This window comes from Jatrophihabitans sp. YIM 134969, from assembly GCF_054456675.1.
The window spans coordinates 1-11,041 of the sequence record NZ_JBTJEQ010000079.1; the positions used below are offsets into that span (position 1 = coordinate 1).

Sequence of the window (11,041 nt, forward strand, 5' to 3'; positions counted from 1 at the left end):
CACGTCGCGGCGAGCCGCAGCGCGGGCGAGGCCGCCCTCGCCGAGGCGCGTGCCGCCGCGCGCACCGCCCAGGAGACCCTCGCCGCGCTCACCAACGAGGTGCACGCCGGCGAGATCGCCCGCGCCGAACAGCGGCTGCGCCTGGACGAACTGCGCCGCCGGGCGGTCGAGGAACTGGGCGTCGAACCCGACGCGCTGCAGGCCGAGTACGGCCCCGACCAACCGGTGCCGCCGAGCGCCGCCGAGCTGGCGGAGTTCGAGGCCGCGGTCGCGAAGAAGGGCTCGGCCGACGGCATGTCGGCGCCGGGTCCCGGTCCGTTCGACCGTGAGACCCAGGAACGACGCCTGGCGCGCGCCGAGAAGGACCTGGCCAAGATCGGCCGCGTCAACCCGCTGGCGCTGGAGGAGTACGCGGCGCTGGAGGAGCGTCACCAGTTCCTGTCGACCCAGCTCGAGGACCTCAAGAACACCCGCCGCGACCTGCTGACGGTCGTCCGCGAGGTCGACGACCGCATCCTCGAGGTGTTCACCTCGGCGTACCACGACGTCGCCCGGGAGTTCGAGGTCGTGTTCTCGGTGCTGTTCCCGGGCGGCGAGGGCCGGCTGGTGCTCACCGACCCCGACGACATGCTCGCCACCGGCATCGAGGTCGAGGCGCGGCCGCCCGGCAAGAAGGTCAAGCGGCTGTCGCTGCTCTCCGGCGGGGAACGCTCGTTGACCGCCGTCGCGCTGCTGGTCGCGATCTTCCGTGCCCGGCCCTCGCCGTTCTACATCATGGACGAGGTCGAGGCCGCACTCGACGACGTCAACCTCGGGCGGCTGCTGACCCTCATCGCCCAACTGCGCGACAGCAGCCAGCTCATCATGATCACCCACCAGAAGCGGTCGATGGAGATCGCCGACGCCCTCTACGGCGTCAGCATGCGCGGCGACGGCATCACCCAGGTGATCAGCCAACGGCTGCGTGAGCCGTCGGCGGCCCCGGAGACCGCGCTCGACCCGGCGTCGGGAACCTCGCTCGAACCGGGCGACGTGGTCGATCCTGATCTCGGCCGCGCCGACGCGCGTCACGCCGCGGGAGACACTGTCGGGCGCGATGACTCACGTACCGTGACCGTGTGAGTCGTCAGTACAACCGTCGGTCGTTCCTGCTGCTCGGTGGCTCGGCCGCCGTGGCCGCCGTGGCGTCGGCGTGCACCCGTGGCTCCGGCGGATCGGGGCGTGGCACCTCGGCCGCGGCCACCTCGGGATCGGCGTCGTCGACCCCGACCACCACGGCGCCGTCGAGCCCGACCCCCACGCCCACGCCGACCCCGAAGCTCACGACCGCCGTGCACGTGTCGCTGCTCAACGCCGACGGTGACGTCCGCGGGGTCGGGATGCCGATCATCGCCTTCGTCGACCAGCAGATCACGGACGCCAAGGCGTTCAACGCCGCCACGACCGTGACCGTGAACGGCGAACCGGTCGAGGGCAACTGGTACTGGCAGTCGACCGCGCGGGGCGACGGGTCGGTCTACGAGGCGCACTGGCGGCCCGAGAAGTACTGGCCCGCGCACGCCAAGATCCACATGGACCTGCCGGTGGCGAACGTGCTGGCGGGCAAGGACACCGAGGGCGGCAACTTCTACTTCGAGAACTCGCTGACCCTCGACATGGAGACCGGGGTCGCCTACCTCGGCCGCATCGACGCCTCGACCCTGCAGATGACGGTCACCGCCGACGGCAAGCCGTTCGGCACCTACCCGGTCAGCCTCGGCGCCCCGGACACCCCGACCGCCCGCGGCGTCAAGGTGATCATGGAGAAGGGCCTGGACATCCGCATGACCGGCCCGGGCTACGACGACCCGCACGTCAAGTACACCCAGCGCCTCACCTACGGCGGCGAGTACCTGCACTCGGCGCCGTGGAACATCGGCAACATCGGGCACCGCTCGACCTCGAACGGCTGCACCAACCTGCTGCCCGCCGACGCCCAGAACCTCTTCGACACCTTCGAGATCGGCGACGTGTTCGAGTACCCGAACGCCGACGGCCCGGCCATGACCGTGGGCGCGGGCTACGGCGACTGGAACGTCCCGTGGTCGGAGTGGCAGGCCGGCGGGGTCTTCAAGCCCGCCTGACCCGGCGCACCCGCGCGGCCGGACGCCCGGGCGCGACCCGGCCGCCGGGGCCCCGCGACCACGCCTGGGAGACTGGACGCCGTGGATGCGTGGATCTGGATCGTCATCGTCGTGGCCGCGGTGCTCGTCGTCGCGGCCGTGTCGTTCGCCGTCGTCCGGGGGCGGGGCAGTGGCACCGCGACCCTCGAACGGCCGACGGCGCCGCGGCCGGGGGTCGACTACGCGCCGGGGGTCGGGGACGACGCCGAGGTCCCGCGTGACGCCGCCAAGGGTGCGGTCACGACCACCGTCGAGCTGCCCACCGTGCCGGGCATCGACGGCGGGGCGACCGGGACGACCGGCGTCGACCTGCCCACGGTCGACGTGCCGGCCCAGCCGGAACTCGACGTCCCGGAGGCCGCCGGCACCCGCCTGCAACGGCTGCGGGCGCGGCTGGCCCGGAGCCAGAGCGGCCTCGGCCGCGGTCTGCTCTCGGTGCTCTCGCGCGACCACCTCGACGAGGAGTCGTGGGACGAGGTCGAGGAGGCGCTGCTGACCGCCGACGTCGGCGTGGCCGCGACCCAGGAGATCGTCACCGCCCTGCGGACGCGGGTCCAGGTGCTCGGCACCCGCAGTGCCGGCGAGCTGCGGGCGCTGCTCGCCGACGAACTGGTCAAGGCCATCGACCCGACCATGGACCGCACGCTGCACACCGCCCCGCACGCCGAGCACCCCGGCATCGTGATGATGGTCGGGGTCAACGGCACCGGGAAGACCACCACCTGCGGCAAGCTCGCCCGCCTGCTCGTGGCCGACGGCCGCACCGTGCTGCTCGGCGCCGCCGACACCTTCCGCGCCGCGGCCGCGGACCAGCTGCAGACGTGGGGCGAGCGGGTCGGCGCCGAGACCGTCCGTGGCCCCGAGGGCGGGGACCCCGCGAGCGTCGGGTTCGACACCGTCAAGCAGGGCACCGAGCGCAAGGTCGACACCGTCCTGCTCGACACCGCCGGTCGGCTGCACACCAAGGTCGGCCTCATGGACGAGCTCGGCAAGGTCAAGCGGGTCGTGGAACGCCAGGCGCCGGTCGACGAGACGCTGCTGGTGCTCGACGCCACCACGGGTCAGAACGGCCTCATGCAGGCGCGGGTGTTCACCGAGGTCGTCGACGTCACCGGCATCGTGCTCACCAAGCTCGACGGCACGGCCAAGGGTGGCATCGTGATCAGCGTGCAACGCGAACTCGGCGTCCCGGTCAAGCTCGTCGGCCTCGGTGAGGGCCCCGACGACCTCGCGCCCTTCGACCCCGAACAGTTCGTCGACGCCCTGCTCGGCGACACCGCCTGAGCGCCCGACCGTGAAGGCACTCTGGAAGACGGCCGGACGACCGGGCTTCGAACTGGTCGACCGGCCCGACCCCCGACCCGGGCCGGGCGACGTGCTCATCCGGGTCCGGCGCACCGGGATCTGCGGCACCGACCTGCACATCGAGCGGTGGGACGACTGGGCGGCCAAGGCCGTCGACGCCCCGTTGGTGGCCGGGCACGAGTTCAGCGGCACCGTGGTCGAGGTCGGCGCCGCCGTGCGCGACGTGCAGGTCGGTGACCTGGTCTCCGGCGAGGGGCACGTGGTCTGTGGAACGTGCCGCAACTGCCGGGCCGGGCGCAGGCACATGTGCATCCGCACCTCGAACCTCGGGGTGAACCGCGACGGTGCGTTCGCCGAACTGGTCGTGCTGCCCGAGTCCAACGTCTGGGTGCTGCCGGACGGCTTCGACCCGGACCTCGGCGCGGTCTTCGACCCGTTCGGCAACGCCGTGCACACCGCGCTGTCGTTCCCGCTCGTCGGCGAGGACGTGCTCATCACCGGGGCGGGCCCGATCGGCATCATGGCGGCGGCCGTCGCCCGGCACGTCGGCGCCCGGTTCGTCGTGGCCACCGACGTCCGCGAGGAACGCCTCGAACTCGCCCGCGGCGTGGGGGTCGACCTCGCGGTGCGACCGGGAGAGGTCGCCGAGGCCCAGCGGACCCTCGGCATGCGCGAGGGTTTCGACATCGGCCTGGAGATGTCCGGGCACCCGTCGGCGCTGCCGGAGATGATCGACAACCTCAACCACGGCGCGCGCGTGGCGCTGCTCGGCCTGCCCAGTGCGCCGATCGACATCGACTGGGCCCGGGTCGTGAGCCACATGATCACGCTCAAGGGCATCTACGGCCGCGAGATGTACGAGACCTGGTACGAGATGAGCGCGATGCTCGCCTCGAGCCCCACGCTCACGGCCGCGATCGGCAGCGTGGTCACGGACCGGTTCGACCACACCGACTGGGAACTGGCGTTCGCCACCGCCGCCGCCGGCGTCGGGGGCAAGGTCGTCATGTCCTGGGACTGAACGACCCCATCACGGAAGGGTTGGAACGTTGTACAGTGCTACGACGCAACAACGTTATGTCGACGAGCTCGCGGGGATCGACGCCGCCGGTCTGACCAAGCGGGAGCGGCTGATCGGGTCGCCGCAGTCCGCGCACGTCGACACCGGTGGGCGCGACGTGTTGAACTTCTGCGCCAACAACTACCTCGGTCTGGCCGACCACCCCGAGATCGTCGCGGCGGCCAAGGGCGCCCTCGACGACTGGGGTTTCGGCATGGCCAGCGTGCGGTTCATCTGCGGCACCCAGACCCAGCACCGCGACCTCGAACGCGAACTCTCGGCCTACCTCGACACCGACGACACCATCCTGTTCTCGTCGTGCTTCGACGCCAACGGGGGAGTGTTCGAGACCCTGCTGGGCGCCGAGGACGCCGTGATCTCCGACGAGCTCAACCACGCCAGCATCATCGACGGCGTCCGGCTGTCCAAGGCGCAGCGGTACCGCTACCGCAACCGTGACACCGCCGATCTCGAGGAACAGCTGCAGAAGGCGTCGGAATCCGCACGCACCGTGCTGGTCGTGACCGACGGGGTGTTCTCGATGGACGGCTACTTCGCGCCGCTCGACGAGATCTGCGACCTGGCCGACCGCTACGGCGCGATGGTCATGGTCGACGACTCCCACGCCGTCGGTTTCGTCGGTGCCACCGGGGCCGGAACCCCTGAACGCAGCGGAGTCACCGACCGCGTCGACGTCGTCACCGGCACCCTCGGCAAGGCGCTGGGCGGAGCGTCCGGCGGGTACGTGAGCGGGCGCCAGGAGATCATCGACCTGCTGCGGCAGCGGGCGCGTCCGTACCTGTTCTCCAACGCCGTCGCCCCCAGCGTCGTCGCCGGTTCGCGGGCCGCGGTGCGCCTCGCCTCGGGGTCCGCCGCCGCGCGCGAGACCCTCACCCGCAACGCCCAGCGGTTCCGTGCCGCGATGACCGAGGCCGGGTTCGACCTGCTGCCCGGTGAGCACCCGATCGTGCCGGTGATGTTCCCCGGTGACGACGGTGCACGCCTCGCCGCCCAGGTCGCCGAGATCATGCTCGCCGAGGGCGTCTACGTCGTCGCGTTCTCGTTCCCCGTCGTCCCGCGCGGGAAGGCGCGGATCCGGGTGCAGCTGTCGGCTGCGCACTCCGACGACGACGTCGACCGGTGCGTCGCCGCGTTCGTCAGCGCACGCCGGCAGGTGGCGTGACCTTCGCGCGGTCACGTCGCCCGCGATCACGCCGCAACAGGGCGACCAGCGCCAGCACCAGGACGGCCACGACCCCACCGAGCGTCAGCCACAGGGTCTGGTCGCGGGCCGTGTGGTCGGGTGTCTCCGCCACCGGCGGCGCGATCGACTGCACGACCGCGGGAGGGGTCGGCCGGGTGCTCGCGGCCGGGTCCTGCGGTCCGGCGGCGGTGCCGTCGGAGACGAAGGTCAGCGCCTCGTAGGGCTGGATGTTGCCCCACCCGGCGAAGTCGTCGCGGGTGTCGGGGCGCACCCGCTGGGCGGTGACCTCCAGTCGGTACCGCCACTGGGCGGGGGTCTCGGTCGGGTGGGCCTGGGCGATGAGGGCGGCGGTCGCGCTCACGTACGCGGTGGCGTAACTGGTCGACGCGGAGTCGTTGGCCAGCTGGCAGTCGCCGACGCCGAAGTACGCGGTGAGGACGTCGACGCCCGGAGCGGCGACGTCGACGTACGAGCCGTGGATCGAGTCGTCGGTGACGCTGCCCGAGTTGTCGATCGCGGCCACGGCCAACGCCTCCGGGTAGGCACCGGGGTAACGCGGCGTGTTGGTCTTGTCGTCGCTCTGGTTGCGGTTCCCGGCGCTCGCGACGACGAGCGCGCCCTTGCTGGTCGCGTACCGGACCGCGCCGCGGAGGTCGGCACTGTCGGTCGGCGTGCTCATCGAGACGTTGATGATCTTGGCTCCGGACCGGGCCGCGGTGTTGATGCCGTTGGCGATCCCGGCGGCGGTCGGAGCGAACTGGGTGATGCCCAGCTCGTCCTGCGAGATGTCCTCCTCCGCCTTGGTGTACACGCGGATCGGCAGGATCGTGGCGTCGGGAGCGAGGCCGACGACCCCGGACCCGGCGATCCGACGGGCCGCGATCTCGCCCGCGACGGCCGTCCCGTGACCGGAGACGTCGGTCTGGCCGTTGGGGGTGCGGGCGCCGGAGAGGTCGACGCCCGGCTGCACGACACCGCCGGTCAGGTGCGGGTTGTTCGCGTCCACGCCGGAGTCGACGACCGCAACCGTGATCCCCTCGCCGGTCGCGACGGTGTTCGCCGCCGACGAGCCGAGCTGCAGCAGTGCGGGCGGTGTGGCGGTCACGAGCTTCTTCACGGTGGGATCGCAGTCGCCCGGCGCCACGAGGGACGGGACGCGCGCCCCGGCGGGCGGACCGACCAGCACGGTGAGCGGGAGCGTCGCCGCGACGACCGCGAGTCCCGCTGCCGTCCGGCGGGCTCTCACTTGCCGGCTCCCGCCGCGCTCACGGCCTTGCGGGCGTCCGCGACCGACAGTGTGGGCCCGTCGTCGAGCAGGGCGGTCCAGGCCTGCGGCACCGGCACGATGTCGTCGCGGCTGAAGCCGAGCTGGCTCACCGGATCGCTGTTCTGGTCGGTGCTCTGGACCGGGAACTTCACGCCGGTCTGGTCGACGAGGAACACCGCTCCGTTCGTGATCGACGCGACGCCGATCGCGCGGACGAGCGCGCCGGCGCCGGGGTCGACCACGACGCTGGTGGTGCGGTTGTCGGGTGGGTCGTCACTGCTCGCGGCGAGTTTGACGGTCGGCTTGATGCCGCCGGTGCCCGCGTTCAACAGCGCGCACGGCACGCCGGAGAGCGGTGTGGGGACCTCGGTCGGCCAGGCCGACGGCCACACCGGGTCGGCGCGGCCGAGATCGGCGAAGGTGGCGCCGGGTACGGGGACGGGCCGGTCGTTCGTGCCGCCGGTGTCGGCGTTGATCCGGTACATCGCGTAGGCGAACGGGGTCAGCGGCGCGATCCGGCCGCCGTCGAGCAGCAGGTAGGGCCGGTCCTGGTTCGCGCTGTCGGCGATGACCTGGCCGACGGTCGCGGTGGACGGCAGCTCGTCGACGCCGGCGAGCGACTTACCCGCCGACGGCACTGCGAACGACCCGACGTCGGGCGCGGACGCGAACAGGTTGATCCACTCGGCGGTGACCGTGTACTCGGGCGCGTTGTCGAGCGCCAGCAGGCGTCGCAACGGGACGACGGACGCGGACGGGATCCGGTAGCGGAAGCCGTTGTCGACCAGGTAGGTCTCGGCGGCGTCGGTGCCGTCGACCGTCGCGACGATCGCCTGGTCACTGACCTCGGTGGCGGCGGGGGAGCGCCCGATCCGGGTGCCGGTCCCCTGCAGCTGGCTGGTGCACGACGTCCACCCCGTGTCGACCAGGGAGTCCGGCGTGGGCAGGGCGTCGGGCGCGCCCACGATGCCGAGGGTCGGCCCCCGCTTGCTGTCGGTGAGCTTGTCGGAGTCGGCGGAGACGACCTTGAAGCCCGACGGCACGAGCAGGCGCGCGCTCGCGGTGTTGATGACGGGGTAGAGCGTGCCGTCCAAGGCGACGTAGCGCGCGCCGGTGTCCTTCGCGATCACCAGGCTGCCCTGGTCCCAACCGTCCGGGAGCGTCGGCGCGAGCAGGCCGGCCGCGAGGGCGCCCACCACCAGGATCGCCGAGAGCACCACGCCGCCCACCACGGCGCGCAACGGCTTGCCCGGCTCCACCTCGCGGCCACCGGGCGCGCCGCTCACGAACGCGGTGATGAGGCGCCGACGGCTGAACGACTGCCCCTCGACGAGGTCCTTCTTCGATGCCATGTCGCGGGTCCCTTACGAGCGGATCAGGCCGATGATGCCGGCGGTGACGACCGCGAGCGGCAGCAACGCGATGGTGCCGGACAGTTCGAGGGCGTCGGCGATCCGGCCGAGCCGCACGCGGGGCTTGGGCGCGATCGACACGACGGTGAGCACGACCGCGGCGACGACGGCGTAGACCACCACCAGCACCGGGCGCCAGTCGGGGTGCAGCAACGCGCCCAGCACGCCGATCTCGACCAGACCCAGCATGGCGGTGACCATCGTCGCGACCACGGCGGCACGCGTCCGCGTCAGACGGCTGCGCAGGATGGTCAGGCCGATCGCGACCGCCGCGAGCGCGGTGCCGACCACCCCGGTGGCGACCAGCACCGGGGTCATGGCCATGACGACCGTGCCGGTGGCCACCGCGAGTCCGACGAGCAGCTCCTGGCCCTGCCGCGTGCGGGTGCCGACGCCGGTGGCGTCGATCGGGGGCTGGTCGGCGAAGATCTCGACCTCGCTGCGGGGCGAGATCACCCGCAGCCGCGACGACGAGGTCGCGAGCCACGGCAGGGCGACCGCCGCGGCGACCGCCAGGGCCAGGGCGATCGGGTAGACGCGGGCCGCGGAGATCTCGGCGACGTCGACGAGCAGCCCGACGACGACGAGCACCCCGCCGAGGCCGAGGGGTGCGGCGAGCGGGCCACGGTCGTCGGCGAGCACCACCACGCCGATCGCCGCGGTCACGACCAGTCCGAGACCGGCGAACGCGGCCGGCAGGCCCACCACCGCGCCGTCGTCGACCACCAGTCCGGCCACGCCACCGAACACCGTGGCCGTGAGCGCGATCGCGAGCGCCGAGGCGTGGTCTCCCCGCGCCCGGCTGACGACTGCGGCCGCGCCGAGCAACACCACGGCGACGGCGCCGGCCAGCGCGACGGTGAGCATGCGGCGGTCGCTCATGAGCACGAGCCCGAGCGCGGCCGTGAGCAACAGGGCGATGGCCGTGCCGACAGCGGTCTGGGCGGCGTTGCGAGCGGTCCACGGCGCGAACTGACCCTCGACGACGTCGGCGACGGCCTCGACGACGTCGTCGTAGACCTTGGGTGCGACCGCGGTCGCGCCGGACTCCAGGGACAGGACCGTGCCGTCGCCGATGCCTTGGGCCTGCAACCCGCGGTCGACGTCGACCGCCGTGCCGTCGGCCCGGATGAGGCGGTAGCCGCCCCACACGGTCTCGGGGTCCAGCTGCCCGAGTTCGCGGGCGAACTCGGGCACCAGTTCCGCGACCGGGACGCTGCCGGGCGCGCCGACGTCGAGGCGGCGGTCGCCCGCGGTGATCGTGACGCGGACGAGCGACCCGACCGGGGGTGGGGCGTGGTGCGTGACGGTCACGAGGTGCTCCTTCTGGTGGTGCGGGTCACGAGGCGGCCTGCCGCAGCACCGCGACGACGTCGGCCGCGAGCAACGCGGCCGGCAGGGCGAAGACGACGCAGAAACCCTCGATCGCGTCGGCGATCCGTGACAGGCGCAACGAACGCCACCCGGAGTCGAGGGCGAGCGAGACACCGATCGCGCCGAGCGCCGCGAGGACCAGCAGCACGACCAGCACGACGTCCCCGGTGTCGTGCAGGCGCAGGTGCAGGTAGTAGCCGGTCTCGAGCGCGATCGCGGCCGCGGCGAAGCGCAGGATCCGTTTGCCGAAGCGGTCTCGCATGGTGCGCGTGGCGAGTCCGAGGCCGACGGCGAGCAGGATCCCCTCGGCGAGCAACGACCACCGCGCGAGCGCACCGGGCATCGCGGACCGCACCGCGATGCCGTAGCCGACCGAGGAGGACACCGCGACGGCGACGATGCCTGCGGCCACGATCCCGCTGGCCCGCCGGGTGATGATCTCGACCGTTGCTTGACGCAACGGTCGCCGCCGACGCTTGACGCCGGTGCGCGCCGACCACGAGGTGTTCGACAACCTCTCGGTGTCGATCAACTGCTCCTCGGGGACGTCGAGGGACAGGGCGGGCAACGCGCGCATCACCAGCGGGGAGACACCGGCCAGCAGCAGCGGCCCCACGTAGGTCGGCCACGACAGGGTGATCGCGAGCGCGGCCTCGACCGCCAGGGCACCGGTGCCGACCGCGGTGACGGTGATCCACGGGTCGAACACGCCCTGGCGGACCGCCGAGACCCGGCCGAGCATGGCGACCGCGGTGGCGACGACCAGACCGCACACGGCCGCGACGTCGACCGCGAACTCCAGGCTCACCGCGAGGACGAACGCGCCGCAGCCGCCGACGAAGGCGCCTGCGATCCGGCCCCACCTCTCGAGGCGGCCCACGCCGGGCCGGACGGCGGCGACGACGCCCGCGAGCAGCAGCGCGGCTCCGGTCGCCCAGGTCGACCAGGTCGGGAGGTCCCCGGGACCTGTGCTCCGCGTCGACAGCAGCACCACGACGACGGCGCACGCCGCGAGGACCGCCGGGGCGGCGAACGTGCCCGGCGAGAGGGCGACCGACGCCGGCCCGCCCCGCGGGACCGCCGAACGGTCGTCGGTGTCCGCCTCGGTGCGGCGGGCGCCGCGTGCGGTCGCCCGGCCGGTGGCGCCGCTCGTCACCACGACCGGCGCGGTGGTCACCTACGACGCGACGTGTGCCGGGCCGACCACGAAGAACGGCTTCTACGGGCGCGGCGAGATCAACGCCAACCGGGCGGTGA

The 11,041-nt window shown here is 72.8% G+C and carries 8 protein-coding genes and 1 pseudogene; 5 read left to right on the plus strand and 4 right to left on the minus strand.

Annotation, left to right across the window (positions count from 1 at the left end; translation table 11 throughout):
* The 5 genes and pseudogenes from ACXR2U_RS23180 to ACXR2U_RS23200 all read left to right on the plus strand — a co-directional run.
* Positions 1-1,122: pseudogene (locus ACXR2U_RS23180) on the plus strand (chromosome segregation protein SMC); the annotation flags it as partial.
* Positions 1,119-2,123: a L,D-transpeptidase gene (locus ACXR2U_RS23185; protein WP_458827461.1), complete on the plus strand. Its 1,005-nt coding sequence runs from the start codon at positions 1,119-1,121 to the stop codon at positions 2,121-2,123. The pseudogene ACXR2U_RS23180 and the gene ACXR2U_RS23185, both read left to right, overlap by 4 nt.
* A gap of 81 nt (positions 2,124-2,204) precedes the next feature.
* The gene (ftsY, locus tag ACXR2U_RS23190) at positions 2,205-3,446 is read left to right on the plus strand and encodes a signal recognition particle-docking protein FtsY (protein WP_458827462.1); all 1,242 of its coding nucleotides are present in this window, start codon (positions 2,205-2,207) and stop codon (positions 3,444-3,446) included.
* 10 nt (positions 3,447-3,456) lie between these two features.
* Positions 3,457-4,488, plus strand: a complete 1,032-nt coding sequence (gene tdh / locus ACXR2U_RS23195; protein WP_458827463.1) for an L-threonine 3-dehydrogenase — start codon at positions 3,457-3,459, stop codon at positions 4,486-4,488.
* A gap of 28 nt (positions 4,489-4,516) precedes the next feature.
* The gene (locus ACXR2U_RS23200) at positions 4,517-5,710 is read left to right on the plus strand and encodes a glycine C-acetyltransferase (protein WP_458827464.1); all 1,194 of its coding nucleotides are present in this window, start codon (positions 4,517-4,519) and stop codon (positions 5,708-5,710) included.
* Here the strand turns inward: ACXR2U_RS23200 and ACXR2U_RS23205 are convergent.
* Genes ACXR2U_RS23205 through ACXR2U_RS23220 form a run of 4 tightly spaced genes read right to left on the minus strand, consistent with a single transcriptional unit; the run spans position 5,685 to position 10,943 of the window.
* Positions 5,685-6,977: a S8 family serine peptidase gene (locus ACXR2U_RS23205; protein WP_458827465.1), complete on the minus strand. Its 1,293-nt coding sequence runs from the start codon at positions 6,975-6,977 to the stop codon at positions 5,685-5,687. The two genes, ACXR2U_RS23200 and ACXR2U_RS23205, sit on opposite strands and share 26 nt — an antisense overlap.
* A complete protein-coding gene (gene eccB, locus ACXR2U_RS23210) occupies positions 6,974-8,350 on the minus strand; it encodes a type VII secretion protein EccB (RefSeq protein ID WP_458827466.1) in 1,377 nt (458 codons plus the stop codon). Before eccB ends, ACXR2U_RS23205 begins: the two co-directional genes overlap by 4 nt.
* Before the next feature lie 12 nt (positions 8,351-8,362).
* On the minus strand, positions 8,363-9,724 hold the full coding sequence (gene eccD, locus ACXR2U_RS23215) for a type VII secretion integral membrane protein EccD (RefSeq protein WP_458827467.1): 1,362 nt from the start codon (positions 9,722-9,724) through the stop codon (positions 8,363-8,365).
* A gap of 25 nt (positions 9,725-9,749) precedes the next feature.
* Positions 9,750-10,943, minus strand: a complete 1,194-nt coding sequence (locus tag ACXR2U_RS23220) for a hypothetical protein (protein ID WP_458827468.1) — start codon at positions 10,941-10,943, stop codon at positions 9,750-9,752.
* Positions 10,944-11,041: the final 98 nt, after the last annotated feature.